Source organism: Variovorax sp. YR752 (genome assembly GCF_943372545.1).
On sequence record NZ_CALRZC010000102.1, the window covers coordinates 1 to 26,097 of the forward strand.

Annotated in this window: 22 protein-coding genes; 20 read left to right on the forward strand and 2 right to left on the reverse strand. The window is 67.6% G+C overall.

The window, feature by feature from the left end; translation table 11 throughout:
- Positions 1-199, reverse strand: a 199-nt coding sequence (locus tag AAG801_RS22360; protein WP_341890332.1) for a hypothetical protein, incomplete at its 3' end; no start/stop codon positions are given.
- A gap of 63 nt (positions 200-262) precedes the next feature.
- On the opposite strand from AAG801_RS22360, the gene AAG801_RS22365 reads away from it, so the two are divergent.
- The 19 genes from AAG801_RS22365 (at position 263) to AAG801_RS22455 (ending at position 24,006) form a co-directional block, all read left to right on the forward strand.
- Positions 263-1,405 (forward strand): ATP-binding protein, encoded by a 1,143-nt coding sequence (locus tag AAG801_RS22365; RefSeq protein ID WP_341890333.1) that lies wholly within the window; start codon positions 263-265, stop codon positions 1,403-1,405.
- Positions 1,402-5,043 carry a DUF4157 domain-containing protein gene (locus tag AAG801_RS22370; protein WP_341890334.1) on the forward strand — a complete coding sequence of 1,214 codons (3,642 nt, stop codon included), beginning with the start codon at positions 1,402-1,404 and terminating at the stop codon, positions 5,041-5,043. Before AAG801_RS22365 ends, AAG801_RS22370 begins: the two co-directional genes overlap by 4 nt.
- A 10-nt stretch (positions 5,044-5,053) precedes the next feature.
- On the forward strand, positions 5,054-5,971 hold the full coding sequence (locus AAG801_RS22375; protein ID WP_341890335.1) for a Pvc16 family protein: 918 nt from the start codon (positions 5,054-5,056) through the stop codon (positions 5,969-5,971).
- A gap of 34 nt (positions 5,972-6,005) precedes the next feature.
- Entirely contained in the window at positions 6,006-8,039 is a 2,034-nt protein-coding gene (locus AAG801_RS22380) for a phage tail sheath subtilisin-like domain-containing protein (protein WP_341890336.1), read from the forward strand.
- Positions 8,040-8,052: 13 nt separating this feature from the next.
- Positions 8,053-8,487 (forward strand): phage tail protein, encoded by a 435-nt coding sequence (locus AAG801_RS22385; protein ID WP_341890337.1) that lies wholly within the window; start codon positions 8,053-8,055, stop codon positions 8,485-8,487.
- A gap of 30 nt (positions 8,488-8,517) precedes the next feature.
- A complete protein-coding gene (locus AAG801_RS22390; protein WP_341890338.1) occupies positions 8,518-8,901 on the forward strand; it encodes a phage tail assembly protein in 384 nt (127 codons plus the stop codon).
- An 8-nt stretch (positions 8,902-8,909) separates the two neighbouring features.
- Complete coding sequence (locus tag AAG801_RS22395) at positions 8,910-9,032, forward strand: DUF6760 family protein (protein WP_341890339.1); 123 nt, start codon at positions 8,910-8,912, stop codon at positions 9,030-9,032.
- Between the two features lie 3 nt (positions 9,033-9,035).
- On the forward strand, positions 9,036-9,689 hold the full coding sequence (locus tag AAG801_RS22400) for a hypothetical protein (protein WP_341890340.1): 654 nt from the start codon (positions 9,036-9,038) through the stop codon (positions 9,687-9,689).
- A 9-nt stretch (positions 9,690-9,698) separates the two neighbouring features.
- Complete coding sequence (locus AAG801_RS22405; protein ID WP_341890341.1) at positions 9,699-10,385, forward strand: peptigoglycan-binding protein LysM; 687 nt, start codon at positions 9,699-9,701, stop codon at positions 10,383-10,385.
- Positions 10,386-11,582, forward strand: coding sequence for a hypothetical protein (locus AAG801_RS22410; RefSeq protein WP_341890342.1), 1,197 nt, complete (start codon positions 10,386-10,388; stop codon positions 11,580-11,582).
- 8 nt (positions 11,583-11,590) lie between these two features.
- Positions 11,591-12,250 (forward strand): phage baseplate assembly protein V, encoded by a 660-nt coding sequence (locus AAG801_RS22415; RefSeq protein WP_341890343.1) that lies wholly within the window; start codon positions 11,591-11,593, stop codon positions 12,248-12,250.
- Between the two features lie 10 nt (positions 12,251-12,260).
- Positions 12,261-12,539, forward strand: a complete 279-nt coding sequence (locus AAG801_RS22420; protein ID WP_341890344.1) for a PAAR domain-containing protein — start codon at positions 12,261-12,263, stop codon at positions 12,537-12,539.
- 118 nt (positions 12,540-12,657) lie between these two features.
- A complete protein-coding gene (locus AAG801_RS22425) occupies positions 12,658-12,987 on the forward strand; it encodes a GPW/gp25 family protein (protein WP_341890345.1) in 330 nt (109 codons plus the stop codon).
- A complete protein-coding gene (locus AAG801_RS22430; protein ID WP_341890346.1) occupies positions 12,984-16,358 on the forward strand; it encodes a putative baseplate assembly protein in 3,375 nt (1,124 codons plus the stop codon). The genes AAG801_RS22425 and AAG801_RS22430 overlap by 4 nt, the downstream gene beginning before the upstream one ends.
- Entirely contained in the window at positions 16,345-18,372 is a 2,028-nt protein-coding gene (locus tag AAG801_RS22435; RefSeq protein ID WP_341890347.1) for a putative baseplate assembly protein, read from the forward strand. Before AAG801_RS22430 ends, AAG801_RS22435 begins: the two co-directional genes overlap by 14 nt.
- On the forward strand, positions 18,353-19,717 hold the full coding sequence (locus tag AAG801_RS22440; RefSeq protein ID WP_341890348.1) for a hypothetical protein: 1,365 nt from the start codon (positions 18,353-18,355) through the stop codon (positions 19,715-19,717). Before AAG801_RS22435 ends, AAG801_RS22440 begins: the two co-directional genes overlap by 20 nt.
- Positions 19,718-19,719: 2 nt before the next feature.
- On the forward strand, positions 19,720-21,774 hold the full coding sequence (locus AAG801_RS22445) for a phage tail protein (protein ID WP_341890349.1): 2,055 nt from the start codon (positions 19,720-19,722) through the stop codon (positions 21,772-21,774).
- A gap of 13 nt (positions 21,775-21,787) precedes the next feature.
- The gene (locus AAG801_RS22450; protein ID WP_341890350.1) at positions 21,788-23,191 is read left to right on the forward strand and encodes a hypothetical protein; all 1,404 of its coding nucleotides are present in this window, start codon (positions 21,788-21,790) and stop codon (positions 23,189-23,191) included.
- A gap of 32 nt (positions 23,192-23,223) precedes the next feature.
- Positions 23,224-24,006, forward strand: coding sequence for a hypothetical protein (locus AAG801_RS22455; protein ID WP_341890351.1), 783 nt, complete (start codon positions 23,224-23,226; stop codon positions 24,004-24,006).
- 20 nt (positions 24,007-24,026) lie between these two features.
- On the opposite strand, the gene AAG801_RS22460 is transcribed toward AAG801_RS22455, so the two are convergent.
- Positions 24,027-24,800: a site-specific integrase gene (locus tag AAG801_RS22460; RefSeq protein WP_341890352.1), complete on the reverse strand. Its 774-nt coding sequence runs from the start codon at positions 24,798-24,800 to the stop codon at positions 24,027-24,029.
- Positions 24,801-25,124: 324 nt separating this feature from the next.
- Between AAG801_RS22460 and AAG801_RS22465 the strand changes: the two genes are divergently transcribed.
- Positions 25,125-26,075, forward strand: a complete 951-nt coding sequence (locus AAG801_RS22465; protein ID WP_341890353.1) for an IS110 family transposase — start codon at positions 25,125-25,127, stop codon at positions 26,073-26,075.
- The last annotated feature ends 22 nt before the right edge of the window (positions 26,076-26,097 follow it).

The following is a 26,097-nucleotide window of genomic DNA, read 5'->3' on the forward strand; positions in this document are numbered from 1 at the left end:
GGGGTGCGGGCCGCAGATCCTGCTCAGCGGCCCGCACGGCGTCGGCAAGTTTGCGCTGGCGAACGCGCTCGCGCGTGCGCGCGGCGATCGCCTGCTGATCGTCGACGCCAGGACCTGGGCCAGTGCTGGCGAAGTGCAGGCAACGATGCTGCGAGCCGGCTTGATCGGCCGCCTCGGTGGTGCACTCGTTTACCTGCATGGTGTCGATGCGTTGGCCCGGTCCGGGCCACAGTGCATGCGCGCATTGATGGAATCCCTCGCGATGGCGTCTTCCCAGTTCGTCGTGTCGTGTGTGACGCCCGTGGCGCCGGTGCCGGGGGCCTTGCTCCACGCCTTGCACGCCGACATTGGCTTCCCGTCTGCCGCGGCGCGCGCAGCCGCATGGCGTCGTGCGTTGGCCGCGTGTGGCCGCAGCGCCTTGCCCCAGGCGATCGAGCAGGTGGCGATCCGCTTCGTCATGGGTGCCGGCCAGATCGAGCAGGCGGCCAACGAAGAGGGGCTCGTTGCCGCGGTGGCAGGCCCTGGCGAGCTCTCGTTCGCCGCGCTCGCCGGCGCGGCGCGTGCCCAGTGCGGTGCTCAGCTGGGGAACCTCGCTCAGCGCATCGTGCCTCAAGCCGAACTGGCCTCGCTGGTGCTGCCGAGCGACCTGCATGCGCAGTTGCGCGAACTCTGTGCACGTGTGGCCACGCGCGAGGCGGTGCGGCGCGACTGGGCTGCGGGCAGCGTGCATGCGCGTGTGGTCGGCGTGACGGCATTGTTCGCCGGTCCGTCGGGCACCGGCAAGACGCTCGCCGCAGAGGCCATCGCGCACGAACTCGGATTCGACCTGTACCGCATCGACCTGGCGTCGATCGTCAGCAAGTACATCGGCGAGACCGAGCAGAACCTCGACCGCGTGTTTCGCGCGGCCGAGCATGCCAACGCCGTGCTGTTCTTCGACGAGGCCGATGCGCTGTTCGGCAAGCGATCTGCGGTGAAGGACGCGCACGACCGATACGCCAACATCGAGGTTGCCTACCTGCTGCAGAAGATGGAGCAGTTCGATGGATTGGCCGTGCTCGCGACCAACCTGAAGCAGAACCTCGACGAGGCCTTCGCGCGGCGGCTCACCTTCACGCTCAACTTCCCGTTCCCCGAGCAGCCCCAGCGCCGCCAGTTGTGGGAGTCGCTGTGGCCGCCCAGGGCGCCTCGCGGAGCGGATGTCGACTTCGACTGGCTGGCGAGCGAGTTCCGATTCTCCGGCGGCAACATCAGCAACACCTTGCTGGCTGCCGCGCATCTGGCGGCGGCCGACGGGCAGATCGTGATGCAGTCGCATGTGTTGCGTGCCACGCGGCGCGAGTTCCAGAAGCTCGGCAAGAGCATCGCCGAGCCCGCGCGCGGCATGGTGAACGGGGCGACATGAGCAGCGCAGCGGCTCCCGGCAGGGCACTTGGCGGCGGGCAGCGCGCCCAGCGGCAACTCGACGCGCCTTCGCACGGGCATGCTTTGGAGCCGATCGCGTCGCCGATGGCAACGCTTCACGCGAGTGCCGGCCACCACGCGGTGCGCCAGCTGCTCGGGAGCGGCGCGCCGTTACCGGACGAGGTGCGCGCCGAGATGGAGGCTCGATTTGGCACCAGTTTCGCGGACGTGCGTGTGCACACCAATGCAGCTGCACTCGACATGGCGCGTTCCGCACATGCCAACGCGCTTGCCTGTGCCGACGATATCGTCTTCGACAGCAACCGATTCGCCACGGCATCAGGCGATGGCAAGCGGCTGCTTGCCCATGAACTGGCGCACGTCGTGCAGCAGCGACGTGGTGGGGCCGCACCCGCGGTCGAGGGCGGCGCCTTCGAAGCGAGCCTGGAAGCCAGCGCCGATCGTGCCGCCGATGCCGCGGTGGCCAGCAGCGGCCCGATCGATGTTGCCGGTGCCAGTGCGCCGGGCATTGCCCTCAGTCGGGCGTCGCCCGATCGATCGAGTACCGATGGGCAGGCGCGAGCCGAGCACGAAGTGGTTGCCCCAGACGGTGCGGCCGGGTGGCGCCAGTGGTTGGCGCAGATCGAAAGCATGCACTTCGACCAAGTGGCGGGCCGCTGGACGATCACCATCGAGGGTCAGCTCTACGCACTGCACGAGGCCCAGCACCAGCGAAACTTGAGCGAAGCGAACAACGCCATCGGTGGTCAGCTCGGCAAGCTTCGCCAGAGCGCCGACACGGCGGACCGCATCGACAAGGGGATTCGGCAGATCGCTCAGAACGGCAGCTGGGCGGATTCCTCCATCACCTGGGCGATCGAACGCTACTACGGCGTCACGCCGCCGGGCGATAAGCTGACCGACGCTGTCCGGGAGGCCCGGGCCTATGCCTTTCAGGCGGCTGAGTCGCAGAGTAAGGGCGAGTTTCTGGCCGCGTTCGACTACCTGGAGTCAGGGCGCGTGCCTGCCGAACGTGCCGCCAAGCTTGCGACCGACTACTACGAGGGCTTGATGGCGGCCACGCAGTCGATGCAGGACACCATTGTCGGATCCTGGGGCGACCTATTGCAGCTTCTGTTGGGGGTGCTCAAGGGTGTCGGCTCGCAGGCGACGGATCTGGCTGACAACGCGTTCTGGGCAACCGATGAACTGCGCAGCTTGACCGGTGGCTCCACGGCGGGATTGATGCTCGCCACATCGCTGACCGGCCCGCTAAGTCCGGGCATCGCGCCGCTGGTGTCCAGCCTGGCAGACACTCATGACCTGCTGAAGTCAATGCGCATCGTCGATAGTAGCGGCCGAGTCAGCACGACCGCGGCCTTCTCAAACACGATGCAGGGTGCATCCGACGATGTGACCCAAACTCTGGGCAGCAACTTCGCGCCGGACGCCATCCTGAGTCCGTTCAACATCGGCGACATCGGCGGTTCACTTGCTGTCCAGGCTGTGATGGCGTCCACCGGCGTCAAGGAGATCACGCTGGCGACCGACCTCGCGGGTGCCGTCGGCAGTCTGCGCACGCTGGTCAACACCTACCGGGACGACGAAGACTGGCAATCGAACACCACCTTCTGGTCAGGCGCAATCGGCGCCGTGTTGTCGCTGGTGGGACTGGGTCACTGGTCGGGGACGAACCAGCTCGTCGCCTACGCGCTCAAGAGTGGCGCGGTCCTGAACCTGATTCCAACCATCGAGCAGTTCAGGCGCGACCTAGCAAACGTCGAGAAGCTCGACAGCGCCGAACAGAACAGGCGGCTGGCTGATGACGTGAAAGGACTCGCGCAAGCTGTCTTTGGGCTCATGCAAGCCGCGCAAGCTCACCCCGGGCAGGAGGGGCCCGATCGCGTGCCGCCCGCCGCAATGCCCCTCGGCTCACCTGGCCACGATGCTGCGACATACGTTTCTGCAGTCGGCGAGCCAACGCAGTCGGCACTGCCGGTGCCATCCAGCCTCGTCGCCGGCGTTCGGTTGGCGGAGCTTCAGTTGCCCGCGGACGCAGCACCATCTGCGCCTCGCCAGGTGCTCCCATTCAAGCTGCGGCAAGGGCCAAGGCGGCCCGCCGAGCGCTCAACTGGCCCCGGCGACTTGCTTGCGCCAATCGATACGTCACCCCAGTCAATAGGTGGGAAGTTGGAGGTCGCTCCCTCGCCGCCAATGGCGACGCCTGATCGTTTGTCAGAGCAGTCCCCGGCGGGGGACGCCGGCACATCTAGCGCGGGTGGGCGCCTTGCTAGTTTCGAACAAGAGCCCGGCGTCCTTCAGTTTCCTCACGATAGGGTGACCCCGGCGGTGGACCTCGGAAGAGATGCCGAAGTCGCACAGTTGCTTGAGCGTGGCGATCCGCTGCCATCACCCCGCGACCCGGAGCCCCACGATGCGGCGCTGATGCCGGATGCAGCCGTGGCGGACGCGAACGACTTGGAAGTTGAGCTTCCAATGGCAGTGGGGGGGGGCGGTCCGCCCATGGGCGGCCGCCATCCGCAAGGGCCGAAGCTCATTCATGACGGCGATGGACCCGACGCGGGCAACTTTGACCGCGATGCACCGATCGCCATGGCTGGCCCAAAACACAAGGGCGGGAAGGGCACCACTGCACCTGCAGGGCCAGCGAAAGCCGGCGTCTCGCCGAAGTCGACACGGAAGTCGCGGGGAGGCGGAAAGGGCGGTAGCGGCAGCGCGCCAGGAAGTCGGGGCCTGACCCCCAGCACCGCTTCGTCTGTGCCTTCGCCGCGTCGTGCCACCCGGCTCGATCCCATAGAGACGCAATTGCGGGTGCTCGAACAGGCAGAGCTTCCGCCTGAACTTGCGGCGATACGAAGCGAATCATTCAAGCACATCCGGGATCTCTTGCTCTCAAACCCGGACGACGCGGCGCGAGTCTTTGACGACTTCCAATTTGATCTGAACGAAATCCTGGAAGCGCGTCTGGCGCGCGAGGGACTGCGCGAAGGCCCCTTGAGTCTGCGCGAAGCGATAGCGAATGCACGAGCAGAACGCCGAGCGGCAGAAGTTGCCACGATTGCATTCAAGCAGGGTCAGCGAGCAGTTGGAAAGAAGGCGAAGGGTGGCCCGTCGAAGCGGATCTACAACGCGCAGGAAGCGGAGTGGATCGCCGCCAGGCAACTCATCAGACCTGGGGTTCAACTGCTCTCAGGAACGGAAGTTGTGGGTGTACTGACTCCGGACGGCAACTTGAAGACGACGCTTCAAATCGTCAAGTCAACGGGAGGAAGAGGGAAGAAGAAGACTCCGGCGACAGGGCGGGAGCCGGACTTCGTGGAGATCGAAGGTGGAAGAGCGGACCTTGGAGAGCTCAAGAGTAGCTGGGAACTCCTGTCCAGTTTTGAAGGTGGGCCGGGTGATACAAGCGTTCGAACGAAGTCGAAGCTTGGACACGAATGGCGTGTGGAAGACCTAGTGCTCAACTATGCGAGCGCAAACAACGGTGAAGTTGTCATCAAGGGCTTCGATGTGACCACCGGCGAAAGGGTGACAGTGCATTTCCCGGCCGATCGAATCGGCAAGACGCTCTTCAGTTACGACCGCACTTGGGGCTTTCTGCAGGAGTACGACTTCTGATCTCCAATCCATGATCGACCACCTCGACACCCTCCTGCACCGCCTGTTCCGCAACGGCGTGGCAGAACTGACGTCCGATGCGCAGGTGCGCTTCCAGCCGCCCGACGAAGACTGGCGTGGCCTGGTGCCCACGATCACCGACGCCGCCGGCAACCCGGCCAATTCGCTGAACGTCTACCTCGCCGATCTGCGCGAGAACCGCAAGTTGCGAAGCAACGCGCGCGAGCGCAGCGTGGTCGAGCAGGATGTATTCGAGACGCCGCCGCCGCGCCGCGTCGACTGCCACTACCTCATCAGCGCCTGGAGCCCAGTGGCAGTGTCGATGGGCATCGACCCGACGACCGACGAGCATCGCCTGCTCGCCGAAGCCATACGGGTGCTGGGCGCGCACGACGAACTCGACCCGGTCGCGATCTACGCCGCATCCGATCCGCCGCAGACGCCGCCGGCCGCGCTGGCCGAAGAACGTTTCCCGATCACGCTGCTGCCCACCGACGGCTTCTTCAAGATCGCCGAGTTCTGGGGAACGATGGGCGACGGCAACCGCTGGAAGCCGCTGCTCTATGCCGTGGTCACGGTCGCGCTGCGCGAGGCGCCGGTGCGCGCCGGTCCGATCGTCACGACGACGATCGCCCGCACCCTGCAGCGAGACGTGCCCGAGTCGGCCAGTTCGCGCTACCACATCGGCGGTGTGGTGCTCGACGGCGCCACGCCGCCCCAGCCCGTGGCGCTGGCCTGGGTCGAACTGCTGACGACCGGCAATGAGCGCCGCGCCTTCACGCGTGCCGATGCCCTGGGCCGCTTCGTGTTTGCCGATGTCGCCGCGGGCGAGTGGCGGCTGCAGGCCAGCGCGGAGCCGCTCGGTGTCAGTGCGCCGCGCAATGTTTCGGTGCCGGAGCCGACCGGCAGCTACGACCTGGTGTTCTGACCGCGCCCCGCATGGCGCAGACGAGGAGATGACGATGACCGTTCAGGTTTCCTATCCCGGTGTCTACATCGTAGAGTTCGCGCCCGGTGCGCCGATCCAGGGCGTGGGCACGAGCACCGCGGCATTCATCGGCATCGCCGAACGCGGGCCGCTGAACGAACCGGTCAAGCTCACCTCGTTCGCCGCCTTCATGGCCGCCTTTGGCCCCTTGCCTGTGCAGGGCACCTACCTCTGGTACGCGGTGCGCGGCTTCTTCGAGAATGGCGGCCAGGTCTGCTACGTCGTTCGCGCCAGCAACGGCAGCTACCAGCGAATGACGCTGAACGACCGCACCACCTCGCCCGGGCGGCCGGTGGTCGACCTGCAGGCACGCCAGCCGGGCGCATTCGGCATCGTGGCCGAGCTTGCCGACGCGGCGCTGCTCAGCGGCGTGGCGGTCTACCGGCCCGCGGCCACCGTACAGGGCGCGGTCGCGGCCGGCGCGATGGAGTTGAGCGTGGCTGCGGAGGGCACGATCACCGCGGCCAGCGTCGCCAACCGATTCAAGCCCGGCGACGAGGTTTCGTTCTCTTCGGGCACCGACCGCCGCGTGGTCTCCAGCGTCAGCGGGGCGGTGGTGCGATTCACCTTGCCGCTGAGCCAGGCGCTCGCCCTGGGTGCCACCCTGCACCTGGCCAACACGGCGGCCGGGACCCGCACGATCCGGTTGCGGCCGGCCGGCAGCGCTGCATTGCCAGCCGGGCAACTCGTGCCGGGAACGATTCTCACGGTGACCCAGGGCTCGCTCTCGGATACCCAGGTCGTGGAGACCGTGCTGGCCGAGGTACTGACCGAGGGTGAGCAAGGCGGGCTCGCACCGGTCAGCTACCGCGTGACTTTGCGCGCTGGCTTGAATCTGCAACTCGACCTCGACCCCGCGTCGACCGTTGCGCCAACTGCGTCGTCCAACGAGATCAACCTGGCGGTGACGATCGGCTCGGTCACCGTGGTCTACGACCGCCTGTCGATGGATGCCACGCACCCGCGCTACCTCATCGATATCGTGAACAACGATTCCGGCGGGCTGCTCAGCGCCGCCCTGGTCGAGCCGCCACCGCCGAACAGCGTGGCGCTGGCGATTCCACGCACCGGCGCGGCGGCACCCACGAGCCCGGCCGAGGATGGCACGGCCGAAGACCTGTCGACCCTGTCGGCCGGAGATTTCGTCACGGCCATCGACACGCTGCGCGCGCTCGACGACGTGAACATCGTTGCGGTGCCGGACCGGCCCACGGCGCAGAGTGAGCTGATGTCGACCGTGCAGCAGGCACTGATCTCTCACTGCGAACTGCAGGCCGACCGATTTGCCGTGCTCGACTGCGACCCGGGCCTGCCGCTGTTCGGCGCCGGCAGCCTGGAGGAGCAACGCCGCGGGCTCGACTCGACACGAGGTTATGCCGCCTTCTATGCCCCCTGGTTGCGCGTGCTTCCGGCCAGTGGCGGGCCGCCGATCCTGGTGCCGCCGAGCGGGCAGGTGTGCGGCATCTTCGCGCGCAGCGACAGCACACGCGGCGTGCACAAGGCACCGGCGAACGAGATCGTCAACGGTGCGCTCGGCGTGGAAACCCGCATCAGCCTGATCGAGCAGGGCCAACTGAACCCGCTCGGCATCAACATCGTCCAGGTGTTTCAGGACGGTGGACGGCCTGTGCTGTGGGGCGCCAGAACCACGGCCACCGACAGGAACTGGCAGTACGTGAACATTCGGCGGCTCTTCCTCTTCCTCGAGAAGTCGATCCAGCGCGGCATCCTGTGGTCGGTGTTCGAGCCGAACAACCTGTCTCTGTGGCAGAAGCTCAAGCGCACGCTGACCGACTTCCTGACGCGCTCGTGGCGCGACGGTGCGCTCTTCGGCGCCAAGGCCGAAGAGGCCTTCTACGTGCGCATCGACGCGGTGAACAACTCATTCTCCGAACAGCAGCTGGGCCGATTGAACATCGAGGTTGGCGTGCGGCCAAGCTTTACCGCGGAGTTCATCGTCGTGCGCATCGGCATCTGGGACGGTGGCTCGGACATCAGCGAATCCTGACAGGAGGCCAAACATGGCAGCGCGCACAGACCCCTACACCAACTTCAACTTCCTGGTCGAGATCGACGGCATCACTGCGGCCGGGTTCCAGGAAGTCAGCGGCGTAGATATTTCCATCGACGTGATCGAGCACCGCGAGGGCGGCGAGAACATTTCGACCCGCAAGTATCCGGGCCAGGTCAAGTTCAGCAACATCGTGCTGAAGCGGGGGCTGACCGACAGTGTCGAGCTCTACGACTGGTTCAAGCAGTGGGCCGACGGCGACCCGGCGGCACCGCGCAAGAACGGCTCGATCGTCATGCTCACCCGCTCGGCTGTCGAGACGGTACGCTGGAACTTTTTCAACGGCTGGCCCAGCAAATGGACAGGGCCGGCGCTGAACGCCGAGCAGAGCGACATCGCCATCGAGACGCTGGAGATCGTCCATGAACGGCTGGAGCGCGCCTGATCGGCCGCCTTCTACACCTTGGAGCCCACCATGTTTCAGACCGAGTTCGAGTTCGTCCTGCCCTGCGGCTTCCTCGACGAAGACGGCAGTCTGCACCGCGAGGGCGTGATGCGCCGCGCCACGGCGGCCGACGAGATCCTGCCGCTGAAGGACCCGCGTGTGCAGAAGAACGAGGCCTACCTGATCGTCATCCTGCTGTCGCGCGTGGTCACCCGGCTGGGCAGCCTGCCGGTCATCAATCCGAAGGTCGTCGAGGGTCTGTTCGCCACCGATCTGGCCTACCTGCAGGACCTCTACAACCGCATCAATGCGCTGCACGACACGGCGGGCAGCTGCCCGCATTGCGGCCAGCCGCTGCACGCCATGGGGGCGGCCGGCCTGGGGGAGTCGTCGGCTACCCCCTCGCTCAACTGAACGAGGAGGTGGCCTTCATCGCCTACCACTTCCACTGGGGCCCCGAGCAGATCATGAATCTCGAACACCGCGACCGCCGCGCCTGGGTCGAGCAGATATCCGCGCTCAACCAGCGCGCGAACGAGGGCTGACCGATGCGCATTCCGTCCATCCGTCGGTTTGCCCGCCTCGGCGTGCCGCCGCCGGCCCTGCGGCACCGTGACTTCCTCGACGGCCTGCGACGAGGGCGGCGCAATGCGCCGTGCGATCTGGTCGCGCAGATCCTGCGCCACACGCGGCTCCTTGTCCGCGCTGGGCGCCCGGTGCTGCGCCTGCGCATCGATGTGCGGCCGGTGTCCCTCGTGCGCACCACGGTGGTGGCGCAGCAAACCGCCGCCGAGCGACGCGTCGAGCACGTCCACACGCTGCACAAGGTTCATCGGCTCGAGCGGCTGCTGCGTGAACGCTGTGTCGAACGGGTGCGGACGAGCGTCATCGGCGGCTCGCCGCCGAGCGCAGCCCGGCCGCTCGCTGTGGTGGCGTTGCCGATGCGGCGAGGCTGGCAGGAGCAGGCCTTTCCCCGTCTGGCCATGGCGACCGTGCGATCGCCGGCAGCGGCCCCGGCGCGCACGGAGCCGGCGTTGCCGTCGCCGCCGCCGACCGTTGCCGCCGCTCGCGCGCCGGCCACATGGAGTCCGGCTGCAGCCCTGGTGTTGCCGGCCGACGAGCTGTCACGCGTCACCGACCATGTGCTGCGCACGCTCGATCGGCGTGTGCTCTCCTACCGCGAGCGCACCGGTCAGGTCTAGGGGCAAAGCATGGGCCTGGAACGCGCGCTGCTCACCAACTCCGTCACCGGCGTGGCGATCCCGGTGCAGTTCAATCCGGAGGAATACACGCTCAGTCGCGACATCAACTATGCGCAGACCGCGATCCCAGGCTTGTCGGCGCCACTTCTGCAGTTTGTCAGCGGCAACCTGCAGACCCTGGAGATGGAGTTGTTCCTGGACAGCTACGAGCAGCACAAGGCCGGCAGCCGTGTCGTCAACGCGGCGCAGAGCGACGTGCGGCTGCTGGTGCGCCAGATCACCGACCTGATGGCCATCGAGGCGTCGACCCACGCGCCGCCGGTCCTGCTGTTCACCTGGGGGTCGCTCGCATTCACCTGCGTGCTGGCGCGTGCGACGCAGCGCTACCTGATGTTCCTGCCGGATGGCACGCCGGTGCGCGCGCGGCTCAACGTCACGTTCAACGAATACCGCAACGTCGATCTCGAGGCCAAGGAGGTCAAGCGCGAGACGGCCGACTATTCGAAGCGCCACACGCTCAGCGAGGGTGAGACCTTGTCGGCCATTGCCGGTGCCGAGTACGGGGACCCGCGGCTGTGGCGCGTCATCGCGATCGCCAACAGGATGCAGAGCGCGCGTGGCCTCGAGCCTGGGCTGCAGCTGCTGCTGCCCAGGCTGCCGTTTCGTGACCCCGACAGCGGCAAGGTGTACGCGTAAATGGACAAGGCCCGCTTCTCCCCCGAGTTCTCGCTGTTGTTGAATGGCCAACCGGCGCCGGCGGCGCTGCGTGCTTCGATCCAGAGCGTGCAATGCAAGACCGGCTACGAGGGGCTGGACGAGGTCGAGGTGTCGCTGGCCAACGAACAGCTGCGCTGGCTCGACAGCGACCTGGTCAAGCTGGGTGCCGGGCTGACGCTCATGCTCGGTTATGCGCCCGACCCGCTGACCCAGGTGTTCGACGGCGAGATCGTCGCGCGCGGCGCGAGCTTTCCGTCGGGGGGTGCGCCGAGTTTCACGGTCACCGCGCACGACCGGCGCCACAAGATGACCGAGGGCAACAAGTTGCGCTGGTTCGCGATCCCCATCCCGACCTGGGGCAACGCGCCGCTGCCCGATTCGGTGACGGCAGGCCTGGTCAGCCTGGAGCACCAGATGTTGCCGATCTTCGATCCGGTCGGCTTGGCGCTGTCGATCATCCTCGGCGGCGTCGATGCCTTCGTCGCTGCCACCGACCCGATCAGCTCGCAGAAGGTCATCCGGCGCCAGGCGAACACCAGCGACTACGACTTCCTGCGCCAGATCGCCGCGGAGAACGGCTGGGACGTGCTGGTCAAACACGACGGCCCGATGGGCGGGCACGTGCTGCACTTCACGTCGTCGCTCGACCACCTCGACGCGACCCGGACGCTGCGCTATGGGGCCACACTGATCGACTTCTCGCCGCGCGTCTCGACGGTCGGCCAGATCGCCAGCGTAAGCGGGTTTATCTGGGTTTCGGCCATCAAGACGACCTTCATCGTCACGCTGGGATTCGACTTCGACCGCATGGCGCTGACGCTGTCGGTCTACCCAGGCATCGTGCCGGTCGGCATGCCGGCGAGCGACTACCTGATCGACGAACCCCTGACGCTCACCGCCATCCCGCGCCGACTGGTTTCTGAACTGGTGCCGAAGTTGAACAACCGGTTGACGGCCTCGGGCTCCATCGTCGGAGACGCCGCGCTGCGCGCCGGCGACGTGTTGCGCATCGAAGGGGTCGGCGAAGAGTTCGGCGGCCTGTATCGCGCCACGGCGATCACGCATTCGCTGGACGGCAGTGGCTTCCGCACCCGATTCGAGGCCCGCAAGGAAATCTGGTTTGGCTCCATCCCCCCAGGCGACCAGGGCGCGGTCCCGGTACGCGCCACGTTTTGAGGACAGTGATGAGCGAAGAAGCCGTCAAGTTCGGTCTGCGCCAGAAGGTTCAGCTCAAACCACCCGCGGAAAAGGTCCATGGCGTGTCCGTAGCCACGGTGATCAACAACGTCGACAGCACGGGCGAGGCGAGGGTGCAGCTCGTGCTGCCCTGGCTGCCCGGGTTCCTGCCCTGGGCACGGCTGGCCTTGCCCATGGCCGGCATGCTGCGCGGCACCTTCTTCGTGCCGCAGATCGGCGACGAGGTGCTGGTGATCTTCCACCAGGGCGACCTGCGCGAGCCCTTCGTCATCGGTACCTTGTGGAACACGATCGACCGCCCACCGTCGCTGGCGCCGACCGACGCCGTGACCCAGCGCAAGATCCGCACGCCGCTGGGCCACGAGTTGTCGTTCGACGAGGCGACGCAGTCAGTCACCCTGACTTCGAACACCTTCTCCAAGGTGACGCTCGACCCGCTGAAGGCGCAATTGAGCACCCCCCTGGCCACCGTGTCCATCGGCAAGGACGGCGACGTGACCATCACCGCCGCCACCAAGATCACCCTCGACGCGCCGGTGATCGAGATCAAGGCGAAGACCGTGCTGACCGCGCAGAGCGGCGGAACAGCAGCAGTGCAGGCCGGTGGGGTCTGCACGCTGCGTGGCTCAAGCGTCAACATCAACTGAAGAGACGACCATGGCCTTTGCTGCACGTGTGTTCGACGCGACCAGCCACCCAGGCATGGTCGCTGGGCCTGGCGCGGTCACGGTCCTGATCAATGGCGTGGCGGCCGCGCGCCTCGGCGATCAGCACACCTGCGCACTGGCACCGCCGGCCGGCCCGCATCCGCCGTCACCGGTGAGCACGGGCAGCGCCACGGTGTTCATCGCGGGCCAGGCGGCCGCGCGCGTCGGCGACATGACCGGGTGCGGCGCCACGATCATCGTCGGTTCCCCCAACGTGTGGATCGGCTGACATGCGCACCCGTTCATCGCCGCCACCGCCACCGGCGCCGGGGCAGCCCGGACCGAAGGCATTCCTCGGGCGTGGATTCGCCTTCCCGCCGACGGCCAGCGCTGACGGAACACTCGCGATGGCCGAACACGAGGAAGACGTGCGCCAGGCCATCGTCGTCATCCTCGACACCGAACCCGGCGAGCGCGTGATGCGCCCGGACTTTGGCGCCGGCTTGCGCGCGCTGGCGTTCGAGCCGATCAATGCGCAGACGCTGGCCCTGGCCAGGCATCGTGTCGAGCAGGCGCTGGTGCTGTGGGAGCCGCGCATCGACAGCATCGGCGTGACCGCGACGGCGCAGCCATCGCGCGGCCAGATCGAACTCGAGCTGCGCTATCGGATTCGTGCCACGAACACCTTCTACAACCTCGTCTATCCCTTCTATCTGCAGGAAGGACGTGACGGATGAACTGCAGCGAACCCACGCCGATGCTCACCGATCGCGACGCCGCCGCGATCCGCACGGCCCTGACGCACAATCGGCGCGGTTATGTTCCCGAGTGGCATGCCGGTGGTGATGCGGGGGCGGGGCTGCACGCGGCGCTCGCACGCAACCTCGAGATCCAGGGCGACGGGCTGAACGCGGCACCGCTGCGCCTGCAGCTCGAGTTTCTAGACAGCATCGGGGCCAATGTGCTGCCGGCCCAGCCCGCACGTGCGCCGCTCGTCTTCGCCTTGCTCGACACCGCGTCCGGCGACGCCACCGTGCCGACGGGCTGCCGCGTCGGCGCGGTGCTGCCGCCGCCCGCGCCGTCGCTGGACGGCAGTGCCGACGCAGCCCCGCAGACGGCGCCCGAGTTCTTCACAGAGCAGCAGATCACGGCCATGCGCGGCAGTCTGGCGGCGGTGTACTCGATCGATCCGCAGGCCGACACCTACGCCGACCACGGCGGCGCCGCAGCGGGCGCATTCAGGGTCTTCGAGCCGACCTTGCCGGTGCCGCACCGGCTCTGCCTGGGGCATGCCGAACTGTTCAACCTCGCGGGCAGCGCGGAGATCGTGCTTGCCTTCAGCTTCGGCGCGACTTCGCATGAACGCAGCCCCACCGCCGGGCAGCGGCCGCTGCTGCTCGATTGGGACTATCTCAGTGCCGACGGTTGGCTGCCGCTGGAACTGCTCGATGACGGCACGGCCCGCTTCACGCAGGACGGCACCATCACCGTGAGCAAGCGCTGCGGGCCCGACAGCAAGGTGGATGTGATCGCGGGGATTTCGAGTTGCTGGATCCGCGCGACCGTCTCGGCACGCACGCCGGCGGCACGCGTCGTGAGCACGGCGACCCAGCCGGATGCGCAAGGCCTGGTCGCGGTGGAGGTCGAGTCGAGCATCGAACTCGTCGTCGGCGACGTCGTCACCATCGACGGCATCCAGCGTGCGACGGTGCGCAATATCTTCGGCAATTCGCTTCGCCTGGACACGCTGCTCAACGCCGCCGTGGCCGGCGTTCATCTCGTGCTGGCCGATGCGCTGCCGCCCTTGCGTCCGGAAGGCGCGGACGCCGAAGGCGCGCTGCCCCAGGTCGACGTGATCCGGGCACGTGTCGGCTTCGCGCAGACCGACCTGATGATCGACAGTGCCCGGCTCGACGACGTGTCGCTCGACATCAGCAAGGACTTCTACCCATTCGGCGAACAGCCCCGCGCCTACGCAGTGCTCTACCTTGCCTGCAAGAACGCGTTCTCGCGCACCGGCGCGCGGGTCGAATTGGCCTTCGTGTTTTCGAAGATCTACTCCGACTACGCCGCTGGCACCGCCCAGGCTCCGCGCATGCAGGCGGAATACCACAGCGGCGGCCGTTGGCTGCCGCTGGGCTCCGACCACGAGTACGACGACGGCACCAAGGCACTTACGGCAGCCACTGCACCCGAGACGCTGGTTGGCGTGATCTCGTTCGTCAGCCCCACCGGATGGGAAGAGTCCGAGGTCAGCGGCGAGAAGCAGTTGTGGTTGCGCCTGCGCATCCTCAGCGGCGACTACGGGCAACCGCTGTCGGTCACGGTCGAAGCCGATCCGAACGACGCCGCCAACTACGTCGCAAAGAGCTCGCCATCGACCTTGAAGCCGCCGGTGATCACCGGCGTCACGGCGAGCTACGTCTACCTGACCAACCCGACCGCGCTCGAGCAGTGCCTGTGCGAGAACGACTTCGCCTTCGTCGACCACGGTGAGGACGCGCGGTGGCCGCGCCGCCCCTTCGTACCCTTCACACCCGTGGCAGACCGCGTGCCAGCGCTGCATCTGGGATTCACGGCGCGGCCACCGGCGGCACTGGTCAGCTTGCTGATGCACGTGATCGAGGCCCCGCCGGAGGGCGACCCGCAGCCGCTCGCCTGGGACTACTGGGGCGAGCGCGGCTGGACCGAACTGTCGGTGCGCGACGGCACGGGCGGGTTGCGTCGCAGTGGCCTCATCCAGTTTGTCGGCGCACCGGACGCGCTGCCGCGCGATGGTCTCGGCGGTGCCCTTTACCGCATCCGCGCGCGCCTGAAGCCCGCGCTGACGAGCCAGCAGCAGGCATTCCTTTGTGGCGGTCTGTGGCTGAACGCCGTGTGGGCGAGCCACGGCCGGCGCGCCGAGCGCGAAATGCTGGGCACGAGCAACGGCAACGGCGACCAGACCTTCGTGCTGCCGAGCCTTCGTGTCACGACGATGCCGCCCGCCGCCGACCCGATGGTGGCAAGCGCCGGGAGCTTCGAAGCGGCACTGGACCGACCCATCGCCGGGGTGCCCGTGCAGACAGGTGAAAGGCTTGAAGTGCGCGAATGGAGCGGGCGCGGCGACGATTGGCGCTCCGCGGTCGGTGGCGTGGCCGCCGAGGATCTGCGCCTGGAGGTCGACCCGGCCGATCCGACGGTGACGACCGCGGCATGGGTTCGTTGGCACGCCCAGCCACACTTCTACCGCAGCGCGGCTGGGGACCGGCACTACGTGGTCGAGCGTGCGACGGGCGTGTTCCGCTTCCCTGGCGCCAACGGCGCGATCCCGCCGGCCGGGTGCCCGATCGTGATCAGCTACGTCACGGGAGGCGGTGTCGTTGGCAACGTTCCGCAGGCGACCCTGCGCGAGCTGCGCAGCAGTGTCGGCTTCGTCAAATCGGTGAGCAACCCGCTCGCGGCGGCCGGTGGTGCGGCCGCCGAGTTGCTGCGCGCGACACGCGATCGCGGTGTCCAGGCCATCCGCCACCGTGATCGCGCGGTAGCGATCGACGACTACGCGTGGCTGGCCTGCGCGGCCTCGTCCGAGGTCGCGCGGGCGCGCGCCTTGCCCCTGGAAGGCCCGGACGGGCGCGGCAGCCGGGGTTGGGTCGGCATCGTACTGGTGCCGCACTCCAACGACTCGAGCCCGATACCATCGACGCAGCTCGGCGACACAGTGCTGCGTCACCTCGCCAGCCGTGTGCCCGCCGGCATCGCGGGCGGCCTGCGCATCCTCGCGCCCAGCTACGTTGCCGTCGCCGTGCACACCAGCCTGCGCCCTGCCTCACCCGACGAGGCTGCGACCGTCGAGGCGCGCGTGCGCAGCGCATTGATCCGTTTCCTGCACCCGACCCGCGGCGCACACGACGGCCACGGCTGGGATTTCGGTCGCAGCGTCTATCTCTCCGACGTAGCGATGCTGATCAGGGCCGTGCCCGGTGTGGCGGTCATCGAGGCGCTGCAACTGCTGGCAGGGTCGGCGCTTTGTGGCGACAGCGTGCCGATCGAACCCGGGCAACTCGTCTGCGCCGGCGAGCTGCAACTGAAGATCGTGCTGCCGAGCGTGAACCATGCCCTTGCCTAAACCCAGTCTGGACAATCGCAGCTTCGACCAGTTGGTGTCTGAGTGCCGCGGCCTGTTGATGCGCAGTGCTGCCGACTGGACCGACCACAACGCGTCGGATGCCGGCATCACGCTGCTGGAACTTGGTGCCTGGCTGGGCGAGCAGAACATCTACCGACTCGATCGCCTATCGGACGAAGCGCGGCGCGCGTTCGTACGGCTGGTGGGCGTCGAGCCGCGGCCGGCAAGTGTGGCGCAGACGGTCGTCGCGATCCACGGCCCAGGCGGCGCATCGATCGCGTTGCCGCCGCGGATCCAACTCGGCCATCCGCAGGAGGCTCAGTTCGAAACCACGGCAGCCCTGGTCGTGTCGCCGGCGCGACTGCTGCAGTTCGGGCCCGAGGCGCCCGACGCGATGGGCCACGACGATCCCGGCCGGCCCGGCGAAGCCTTCTTCGCGTTCGGTGCGCACCCGCGGCCTGACCACGCGCTGCATCTTGGCTTCGACCGCGCGCTGGATGCGCCGGGCGCCACACTGGCATTGCACGTGTGGACCGAACATTGGCAAGATGACGCCGCGACGCGGCATGCCCTGGAGGCTGACGCGACAGCGTGGTGCATGCGCTGCGGCGATGCACACGCGGCATTGCCCGCAGACTGGCGCCAGCACTACCGCGTGCGCACGGTGTGGGAGTACTTCGCCGCCAGCGGCAGCTGGCGGCCGCTCGCCGATGTGGTCGATGAAACACGTGCGCTCACGCTGAGCGGTTTCGTGCGCTTCACTGCACCGGCCGACCAGCGGCCGAGCGGGCCTGACGCGCGCTACCGACTGCGCTGCCGGATCGCGAGCGGTCGATTCGAGTGCCCGCCGCGGCTCGTGCATGTGGCGTTCAACGCAGTCACGTGTGAACATGCGCTGAGCCGTGTGCGGCGTGTGCTCGGCAGAGCGCGCGGACACGCGGGTGCGGTCTTCGGCGTCGGCGAGGCCCCGATCGTCGCCGGCAGCATGTGCCTGAGCCTGGAGGGCAGCGCCGGTCAGCAGCAGGGCGATTGGCGCGAAGTCGCCGACTGGGATCGCAGCGGGCCGCACGACCGCGACTACCGGCTTGACGCGCAGCGGGGCGAGGTCCACAGCGGCGACGGCCTGCGCGGCGAGATCCTGCCGGCAGGCCACGAACTGCGCGCGGACTACCGGCGCGGCGGCGGAATCGAAGGGAACGTCGGCAAGGGCAGCCTGACCCAGGTGCCGCTCACTGCGGACAACCTCGCGCGGGCTCCGGCGCTGGCGGCACTCGGCGCCGCGCTCGAAGTCATGCAGCCGTTTGCCGCCAGCGGCGGTGCCGCGTGCGAGCCGCTCGAGCGGGCACAGGCGCGCGCCTTCGATCTGGCCGGCGCGGTCGACAAGGCCGTCACGCTCGCCGACATCGAGCGACTGGCGCGTGCCACGCCCGGCGTGCCAGTAGCGCGTGCCCGAGCGGTGGCGAACATGGATCCGCTGCTGCCGTGCTTCGCGGCGCCCGGCGTGATCACCTTGCTCGTCATCCCGCCTTGCCCGCGGGCGGCGCCACGGCCGAGCCAGGCGATGCTCGACGCCGTCGCGCGCTACCTGGAGCCGCGCCGGCTCGTGACCGGTGAGATCCGGCTGGCCGCGGCGCGCTACCGCAAAGTGGGCGTGCAGGCACGTCTGTCGCTGGTCTGCGGCGCCGATGCCGCGCAGGTCGGGCAGCGTGCGCGCGCGCGCCTGGACGCCTACTTCGACCCGCTGAGCGGCGGCACCGACGGCCTCGGCTGGCCGTTCGGCGGCGCGGTCTACCGCAGCGAGGTGCTGGCGCTGCTGGCCGGCACGAAAGGTGTCGATCGCGTGACCGAGCTCGGTTTCGTCGTTGGCCCCGCGGCGGGCCAAGCATCCATCTGCGACAACGTCCTGTTGTGCGCGAACGAGTTGGTCCGGCCCGGGCGGCATCGATTGACGATCAGCAGCGACATCGCGATCGACCTGAACAGGAGTGATCCCCATGAGTGCGAACCCCGCTGACGAGGCGCTCGCGCGCCTGAACTACTTCAATGGCCAGCGGCTCGCGGCAGCGGATTTCCGCAGCGAGCAGGGCTACCACCTGGGCATGCGACGTGTGTTGAACCGGGCGCTCTATTCGGCCGGCATCGTGACCGGGCTGGAGGTCGAGCCGGACAAGTCCGATGTGCACCGCGTCGTCGTGCGCGACGGCCTGGCCTTCGACCATTTGGGGCGCGAGATCTTCCTGCCCGCCGACCTGTCGGTGTTCGTGAGCGGCACGCCCAGCGCCTCGGCGGGCGTGGTGTTCGGCAACCTGCTTGTCGTCTCGTACCGCGAGACCCGCAGTGTCCCGGTGTCGACCTCCTGCGCCGTCGGCGCACCGTACCGCGCCTGCGGCGACCGGCTCGCCTGGGGCGCGCCGACGCGGGTCGTCGCCGACGCGGTGTTCGAAGTGCTGGACGCCTGGCCGGCGGCGGACAGCGGCAAGGTCGTGCTGGCCCAACTCGAACTTTCCAAGACCTGCGAAGTGGTGCGCTGTTCGCCCGGCGTGCGCAAGTATGCGGTGCCGGTCAAGGCCGGCAAGACGCGCGTGCTGTCGCTGGTGGGTGACGGTGACGTGGCACCGGGCTGCCCCAAGCTGCTGCATTTTCACATTGCCGACGGGCTGCCGGCGCGGGCCCAGCTGTACTTGCGCGGCGGAAGCATCTCGTCGCTGTGGTACAGCGAGCTGGCGCGGCACACGCACGATCTGAATATCGTTGTCGACGGCAACGAGTGGGTCGTCGACTTCGATCATTCGCACAGCCTCGTGGGTGAAATGGAGCTCGATGGTGAGCACCGGCACGCCTTCTGGGCGGACGGCGACAAGGCGCAGAACGAAGGCGGATTCAAGGTGGCCGAAAACCCGCACGACGCCAGCAACTCCAAGAAGGTCCTGGACAACAGCGTCAATCCGATGTTCTCCAGCGAAGAGCACAGGCATGCGTTGACCGGGGTCACTGTTGGCAACCCCAACCCGGCAACCGCCACGATCATCCCGGATTTCGGCGCGTCCAGCATTGACGAGACAGGCATGGAGCCTGGCGTTCGCGGCAAGAACCCCTTTTCCTACTTCAAGGAGCTGAAGGTCAAGCTCGACGGCACGACGGTCACCGACAAGATCCTGGAACAGCTGCCGGCACTGACGCAACTCGGTGTCGGCGAATCGTCGACGCCGGAGAACGAACTCTTCGTCACCGATGGCACGGCCGTGATCGACCTGCTGCTGCTCGGTGTGGACCTGCTGCCCGGCGCGCACAAGCTCGAGTTCGTCGTGCCCGAGCACCAGGGTGGCGGCAAGCTCTTCTACGCGCTCTACCTCGACTGACCATGAACACCACAGCGTACGCCGTGCTGCGCGACCGGGGCCATTGGCGCGGCCGGCTGCGCGGGCTTGCCGTCCAGGCCGACGGTGATCTGTCGTTGGAGCGCGTGCCGGCGCCAGTGGACGGCCGTGCCGTCGACATCCCGACCTCGTATCCGTGTGCACGTGTGGTGTCGGGGCTCGCCCTCGGGCCTTGTGGCGCCATCTTCGTGGCCGACACGGCCGAAGACCGCATCCTCTTCGTCGATGGCCTGTGCGGCACGCGCGAATGGCTGCCGATGCAGGGCCAACCGACGGTGGATGCGCCAGGGCATTTCGTCGCTCCGCGCGGGCTCGCGGTGGGCGCGGGCTATTTGGTGGTGGCCGACAGCGGGCACGGCGCCCTCCAGCGGCTGGCCATTCCGCGACTGGAGGCGAATCTGTCGCTGCACGCGGGCGGGGCGCCATCGAGCATTGCGTTCGATGGTCAGGGCCGGCTGCTGGTGATCGACGGCGGCGCGCGCAGCCTGCAACGCATCGACGCCAACGGCAACATCGATGCGCGATTCGCGACGCAGCTGGGCCAGATCACCGAATTGCAGTCGCCGTTCAGCGTGGCCGTGGGTGCGGCCGATGCGGTGCTCGTGTCCGACTCCGCTGCAAACACTGTCTTCGTTTTCGACGCCGAGGGGAGAGCCATGAGTCGGCTGACCGGGCCGGCGGGCTGGTTGCCAGGCGTGGTGGTGGCCCGTGGCACACGTGCCTACGTTGCCGATGCCGCCACGGGGGCGGTTCTGGTCTTCGAGGCGAGCACATGGGTGGGCTCAGTCGAAGGCTGGCGAGGCCCGGTCACGGCAATGGCCATCGGCGAACGCGGCGAACTCTTCATCAAGGCAGGGCTGGACGAGCGCTTCGCGACGTTCGCGCCCGACGCAGCATGCGTGGCGACCGGTGAACTCGAGGCGGGGCCGTTCGACGCCGGGGAAGGCCGCTGCTGGGAGCGTGCCTGGATCGATGCCGACGTGCCACCGCAAGGCAACGCCCTGCTCGAGCTTGCGCTCCGGCCCGACCCAGGCCCGCCGTTGCCCGGCGACTGGACGACGCTGCCAACGCCGGACGCCCTGCTCGCTGGCGACGCGACCTGCCCGGGACGCTTCGTCTGGCTGCGACTTCGGCTGCGCGCGGCGTCGGCTCGCAGCGCGCCGGTGATCCGGCAGATCCGTTGCGCGACCGCCGCAGAGGACTATCTCGATCACCTGCCGTCGACCTTCCGGCGGCACGATCAGGACGGCTTTCTTTCGCGCTGGCTGAAGCTGCTGCGAGGCGAGTTCGGCCGCATCGAGGCGGGTCTCGACGACCTGCCGCGCTTGGCCGCCCCCGAATTCGTGTCGCCAGATGCGCTGCGCTGGTTGGCGCACTGGCTCGCGCTCGAGTTGCCGCAGATTGCCGACGATGCCGAACGCCGCGCGTTGATTTCCCAGGCTGTGGCGATGTTCGCGCGTCGCGGTACGCCAGACTCGATTGCGCGGTTCGTCGAGCTGCATACAGGCATCCGCCCGGCCATCGTGGAAGCGTTCAGCGAGCGGCGAGTCTGGGTGCTGGGGCTTTCGTCGAGGCTGGGCTTCGACACACGCCTGGCCGTGCTCGAACCGGATGGCGTCGTGGTGCCCGAGGGCGGCAGCGAGCTCGGCCCCTGCGCGGGACCGGCCGGCAGCTCCGTCGTCGGCGCGAGCGGACCGCTATTGCCGGATCAGATGGGCCTGACGCTCTTTGCCGACGAGGCCTATCGCTTCTGCGTGGTGGTCGACGCCTATCGCGTGCGCGACCCGGCGTTGCTTGGAGAACTGTTCCGCATCGTCGATCGCGAGAAGCCGGCGCACACCGACTACCGGGTGCAGGTGGTCGCGCCGGACATGCGCGTCGGATTCCAGGCGCGCATCGGCATCGATGCCATCGTCGGCGGCGAGCCGCCGGCGCTCCCGCTCGGCGCCGCCCGCCTCGGGGTCGACTCGCGCGTGCCGTCCAACGACGTCTCGCGTGCCGGTGCTGCGCGCCTGGACGGAACTCTGACCTTGCAATAGGAGTGCGCCGACGATGAACGCCAACGACAACGTTGAGACACTGCTGCGTGTGCTGGCTGCACCGCGGCGCAACCAGTACTTCTACGGCAAGCGCATGGACGTTCAGCACTTCCGGATGGAGCAGGACTACGGGCGGCTCAAGCAGGCTCTGATGAACCGCCTGACCCTCGGAAAGGGTGTGCTGTGCGGTCTGCGCGTGACGATCGACGACGGGCGCCTGTGCGTGGAGCCTGGCGTGGCCGTCGACGGCCTCGGGCGCGAAATCGTCGTGCCGGTGCGCAGCTGCGTCGATCCGGCAGCGCCGGGCATGGGTTGCTGTGCCGGCTCGGTCGGGGAGGCACAGCAGGTGATGGACGGTCTCTGCTTCTTCACCCTCTGGGCCTGCTATCGCGAGTGCGGCGCCGACTACCAGCCTGCGCTCGTGGCCGAGTGCGGCACCCATGCGGACTGCGCTGCCGGCACCAGCGTCGAGACCTTCTGCTTCAAGATCACGCCGGGGCTGGCACCGCTGCAGGCCGACCCACGCTGGTGCCTGCCGCAGCAATCCGAACCAGCACCCGATGCCGAGCCAGGCAGCCAACCCGGCTTGGAACTGCCGCCGGGCTTCGCGGAGGCTGGTGCGGCCGGAGGAGCCCCGGCACGCCAGGCCCTGCTCGAAGCGCTGGGCAGCCGCCGCCACCTGCTCTGCGAGGTCGTGGGGCGCGATTGCGAAACGGCGGATGGCGACCCCTGCGTGCCGCTGGCCGCGGGCGTGATGAGCGACAACACCGTCCTGGCCGTGGAGAACTGCCTGGTGCGCCCGCGCATCTACAGCAACGAGGTCCTGCTGGACCTGATCCTGTGCCTTGCTCAACGCATCGACGACTGTTGCAACGAGACTCCGCAAAGCCTGATGCGCGTGACGGCGGTCGAATTTCTGCATCGAGGCGCCGCAGCCGGCGAGGCGGCCGTGGGCCATGTTCAGTCGGCACTCGAAGTGACGCACTTGCCGATCGGCGCGCGGACCAACGCAATCCGGATCACGTTCAGCAGGCCATTTGATCAGGCCCAGCATCGACCGACGACGGCAGGCACCGGCGACGCCAACTTCGAACGCCACAACGTGCTCGTCGTACCGGTACAACCTCTGCAGAACCAGCCTTATGTGGCGGGGACGCTCGCCCTCGAGTCGCCGCAGGTCGTGCGCTTCGACCTGGCCGACCACACGGTCTATTCACGCGGTCCACAACTGGGCTGGCAGAAGGGCCGTTACCGGATTCTGCTTGCAGGCAGCGACGCTGCGGCCAGCGGCCGGCGTGCGCTGACCGACCTGGCCGGCGTGGCGCTCGACGGCGAACCCGCAAACCCGATGAACGGCTCGATCTCCGGCGACGGCACGGCCGGCGGGGACTTCGTCGCCAGCTTCGTCGTGGGCTGATGCCCTGTCCGAGTCGATGAACGGAGAAGACCATGTCGAACATGAGTGACCTGAAGTGCACGAGTTGCGCGACCGCCCTCGAACGGGTGCGCTACTTTCCGCGTCAGTTGCTGACGGCGGACGACCTCGGCGCCGAGCAGGAGTACCAACGTGAAAAGTCGCGACGGCACCAGCGCTACCTGCACGGCTGGGGCGTTGTCTGCGGCTGCGAGGTCGAGCGCTTCGGCGGCGCCGACAGCTGGCAAGTGAACGTCAAGCCCGGCTACGCCGTCAGCCCCAGCGGTGATGAGGTCTGTATCGCCGACGCCGTCAGGGTCGATCTGCGCCTGGGTGTCCAGGACGCTGCGTGCACGGTGCGGACAGCGTGCCCACCCTGGGGCGAGCCGCCTGCGGTGCAGGAGGGCACTTCGACTGCCTATGTCGCAGTTCGCTATGCGGAGTGCCATTCGCGACCGGTGCGCGTGCATCCTGCCGGCTGTGGCTGCGACGACGCCGATTGCGAGTATTCGAGAGTGCGCGAATCGTTCGAAATCAAGGTGCTCTGGAGTCTCCCGGAGTCCCACACCGCACTGAAGAAGGATCAGCAGGCGTGGCGTCAGACTCTGGAAGAGTTCGTGCGCGGCGACTCGAACCAGCCGCTCCCGATTCCGCCTTGCCCAGCCTGTTCATTTGATCCCTGGGTCGTGCTTGCGACAGTGACCGTCTCGCCGACGAAGGGTGACGTGACGGAAAGGCTGCGCATCTCGTACAAGGATCGCCCCGTGTTGTGGTCCACGCAGCGCTTGCAGGCGGCTTTGCTGGTTCTGGCCAAGTGAACCAAGACAGTCGCGCCGGGCTAAGCGCGCAGCGGGAGCACTTGACCCGCCTTCTTGAGGCCGTCAAGGTGATCGGCCCACGCCTGCATCATCTTGCGGCGCGACGGAAGATGCTCGGCGTGGTTGTAGGCCGCTTTCACAGCGTTGCGTTCAGCGTGGGACAGTTGTCGCTCGATCACGTCAGACGACCAGCCGCATTCATGCAGCATGGTCGACGCCATGCCGCGAAATCCGTGCGCAGTGATCACCGATCGGTGATACCCCAGACGTCGAAGTGCGGCGTTGACCGTGTTCTCGCTCATCGGCTCGCCGTTCGTTCGCACGCCTGGGAACACCCAGGCGCTGCGGCCTGTAAGCGCATGCAGTTCACGCAGAATCTTGATGGCTTGGGTCGCAAGGGGAACGATGTGCATGATGCGGCTCTTCATCTTTGCCGCAGGGATGCGCCACTCAGCAGCGTCGAGGTTGATCTCGCTCCATTGCGCGCGTCGAAGTTCGCCCGGCCTCACGAACAGCATCGGTGAGAGCTTCAGCGCGCACTTGGTGATGAAGCCGCCTTCATAGGCGTCGATGTCACGCAGCAGGCGACCGACCTCACGTGGCTCGGTCACGGTCGGATAGTGCTCTGGCTTCCACGGGGTGAGTGCGCCACGGAGATCGCGGCTTGGATCGCTCTCGGCACGGGCCGTGGCGACGGCATAGCGGAAGACCTGGCCGCAGTTCTGCTGGATGCGGTGGGTCGTTTCGATCGCGCCGCGTTCTTCGACGCGCTTCAAGAGCTTGAGCAGGTCCATCGGCCGGATGGCGCTGATCGGCCTTGATCCGATCCACGGGAACACGTCCTGTTCGAGCCGCCGGATGATCTTGCTGGAATGGGAGGGAGCCCAAGTCGGCTTGTATGGTTCAAGGCGCTGGGGTGGAGAGACGCCCGTGGCGGCATCGGCCGCTGAGACGGACCGACGGCAATGAGAACTCTCCCACCCCGCCTTCCAGCGTCGATGAGGAACTGAGCGGCGCCCGAACCGAGGTACGGCCGACCGCCGATCTGAAGGCAAGACAACGTGGAAGGTGGGCCCACCACCCCAGCGGATTGGATTGTCCGACTGGAGGAATTGCCCATGCAAGCGCACGAAGTGTTCATCGGAGTGGATGTGGCCAAGGACACCTTGGTCAGCTGTACGTGGGGCGAGTCCAAGGCGCAGTTGGTGGCCAACGAGGAGCGGGCGATCAAGCGCTGGCTCAAGACGCTGTCGCCGCGGGCCGTGATCGGGATGGAGTCCACGGGTCGCTATCACCAGGACCTGGCTCGTCTGGCGCACCGGGCCGGGCTGCGGGTGTACGTGCTCAACGCCAAGGACGTGTACTTCTATGCCAAGGCGCTGGGAGCCCGCGGCAAGACCGATCCGGGCGACGCGCAGATCATCGCCCGCTACATCGCCGAGCACCATGCATCGCTGCACGCATGGGCGCCCGGCACGGCAGCGCAGCTTCGCGTGCAGGAACTGCTGCAGCGCCGCGCACATGTTGCCGTACATCGAGCGTCTTTGCGCCAGGTGCTGGCCGGGATGGAGGAACTGGCTCCAGCGGTGCTGCAACTCGAGCGGCAGTTCGAGCAGTTGCTGCGGCACATCGACTGCGAGGTACAAGCGCTGGTGGCCAGCGAGACCAAGCTCAGCCAGGCCAGTGCGTTGCTGCAATCCATATCCGGCATCGGCCCACAAAGCGCGGCGATGCTGGCGGCGTTGCTCAATCGCATCGAGTTTGCCAACGCCGATGCACTGGTGGCTTACAGCGGCCTGGATCCGCGTCCTTGCGATTCGGGAATGCGAAGCGGCAGAAGACGCTTGTCCAAGCGGGGGTCGCCCAGTTTGCGCCGACAGCTCTATCTGGCTGCACTGGCGGCCACCCGCAGCAAGGCTCTGGGTCCGACCTACCGCGCTATCAGAGCAAAGGGCTTCAAGAGCACGCCAGCCGTGGTGATCCTGGCACGAAAGCTCCTGCGCATCGCGTGGGCGGTATGGAAGAGCGGCCAGCCGTTCGACTCAGCGAAGTTGCAGTTGGCGGCTTGACGCAAACCATAGAACCTCATGC

What these genes read in the sequence shown, in the direction of transcription:
- AAG801_RS22460 (WP_341890352.1), bottom strand. Translation starts at nt 24,800, where the DNA reads ATGGACCTGCTCAAGCTCTTGAAGCGCGTCGAAGAACGCGGCGCGATC.
- AAG801_RS22405 (WP_341890341.1), top strand. Translation starts at nt 9,699, where the DNA reads ATGGGCCTGGAACGCGCGCTGCTCACCAACTCCGTCACCGGCGTGGCG.
- AAG801_RS22370 (WP_341890334.1), top strand. Translation starts at nt 1,402, where the DNA reads ATGAGCAGCGCAGCGGCTCCCGGCAGGGCACTTGGCGGCGGGCAGCGC.
- AAG801_RS22445 (WP_341890349.1), top strand. Translation starts at nt 19,720, where the DNA reads ATGAACACCACAGCGTACGCCGTGCTGCGCGACCGGGGCCATTGGCGC.
- AAG801_RS22425 (WP_341890345.1), top strand. Translation starts at nt 12,658, where the DNA reads ATGGCCGAACACGAGGAAGACGTGCGCCAGGCCATCGTCGTCATCCTC.
- AAG801_RS22415 (WP_341890343.1), top strand. Translation starts at nt 11,591, where the DNA reads ATGAGCGAAGAAGCCGTCAAGTTCGGTCTGCGCCAGAAGGTTCAGCTC.
- AAG801_RS22410 (WP_341890342.1), top strand. Translation starts at nt 10,386, where the DNA reads ATGGACAAGGCCCGCTTCTCCCCCGAGTTCTCGCTGTTGTTGAATGGC.
- AAG801_RS22465 (WP_341890353.1), top strand. Translation starts at nt 25,125, where the DNA reads ATGCAAGCGCACGAAGTGTTCATCGGAGTGGATGTGGCCAAGGACACC.
- AAG801_RS22430 (WP_341890346.1), top strand. Translation starts at nt 12,984, where the DNA reads ATGAACTGCAGCGAACCCACGCCGATGCTCACCGATCGCGACGCCGCC.
- AAG801_RS22440 (WP_341890348.1), top strand. Translation starts at nt 18,353, where the DNA reads ATGAGTGCGAACCCCGCTGACGAGGCGCTCGCGCGCCTGAACTACTTC.
- AAG801_RS22365 (WP_341890333.1), top strand. Translation starts at nt 263, where the DNA reads ATGGCGTCTTCCCAGTTCGTCGTGTCGTGTGTGACGCCCGTGGCGCCG.
- AAG801_RS22420 (WP_341890344.1), top strand. Translation starts at nt 12,261, where the DNA reads ATGGCCTTTGCTGCACGTGTGTTCGACGCGACCAGCCACCCAGGCATG.
- AAG801_RS22375 (WP_341890335.1), top strand. Translation starts at nt 5,054, where the DNA reads ATGATCGACCACCTCGACACCCTCCTGCACCGCCTGTTCCGCAACGGC.
- AAG801_RS22390 (WP_341890338.1), top strand. Translation starts at nt 8,518, where the DNA reads ATGTTTCAGACCGAGTTCGAGTTCGTCCTGCCCTGCGGCTTCCTCGAC.
- AAG801_RS22380 (WP_341890336.1), top strand. Translation starts at nt 6,006, where the DNA reads ATGACCGTTCAGGTTTCCTATCCCGGTGTCTACATCGTAGAGTTCGCG.
- AAG801_RS22400 (WP_341890340.1), top strand. Translation starts at nt 9,036, where the DNA reads ATGCGCATTCCGTCCATCCGTCGGTTTGCCCGCCTCGGCGTGCCGCCG.
- AAG801_RS22385 (WP_341890337.1), top strand. Translation starts at nt 8,053, where the DNA reads ATGGCAGCGCGCACAGACCCCTACACCAACTTCAACTTCCTGGTCGAG.
- AAG801_RS22435 (WP_341890347.1), top strand. Translation starts at nt 16,345, where the DNA reads ATGCCCTTGCCTAAACCCAGTCTGGACAATCGCAGCTTCGACCAGTTG.
- AAG801_RS22455 (WP_341890351.1), top strand. Translation starts at nt 23,224, where the DNA reads ATGTCGAACATGAGTGACCTGAAGTGCACGAGTTGCGCGACCGCCCTC.
- AAG801_RS22450 (WP_341890350.1), top strand. Translation starts at nt 21,788, where the DNA reads ATGAACGCCAACGACAACGTTGAGACACTGCTGCGTGTGCTGGCTGCA.